We start from the raw sequence: 534 nt of genomic DNA, 5'->3' as shown, positions 1-534 counted from the left end.
GTATTGAACACTTGAAAACAACCAAACAAAAGACGACTGCAAAACAAAAAGTGGGGGTAGTGCCACTTAGTAATGGGCTTCGTATTGTTACACTTAGTGAAAAAATTGAGTTCTTACAAACCAATGCCATTGGCGATAAATTTAAAGAACGCAATCTAAACATTTGGATAGAAGACCCTGAAGGCACTGTTGTTTCAAACAAAACACAGATACTATTTGACTCTTCATCCTCAAATTCTGATGAACGCAAGCGCAATGCGATACTGACGCTAAACGGCAGCAACTTCGATAGAACTACCCCATATAAACTAATTATGTGGGATAGTGAGCAGGGTGATCGCTACGCAACTCATTCGGTAACAATCGACTTAGCAATCCAAGACGATTTTGATGATCTTTTTTAACGGAACCTATTCATGATTGACGATAACAACGATAGTAAAGCAACGGAAGTTCATCACTACCATCATTTTGACAATGAAGAAAATGGCTCATCCCCGCAACCTGATGAAAGTCCCCTTTCTCAAGAAGAGA

At 39.3% G+C, this 534-nt stretch carries 1 protein-coding gene; it reads left to right on the top strand.

The annotated features are described in order from the left end of the window. A partial coding sequence (locus HW561_RS23525) for a hypothetical protein (RefSeq protein ID WP_211198769.1) occupies positions 1-404 on the top strand: 404 nt, incomplete at its 5' end. Between the last annotated feature and the right edge of the window lie 130 nt (positions 405-534).

The organism is Ruegeria haliotis, from assembly GCF_013377785.1.
Lineage (GTDB): Bacteria > Pseudomonadota > Alphaproteobacteria > Rhodobacterales > Rhodobacteraceae > Ruegeria > Ruegeria haliotis.
The sequence above is the reverse complement of the archived record's forward strand: the minus strand, read 5'-3'. Positions and strand labels throughout refer to the sequence as shown.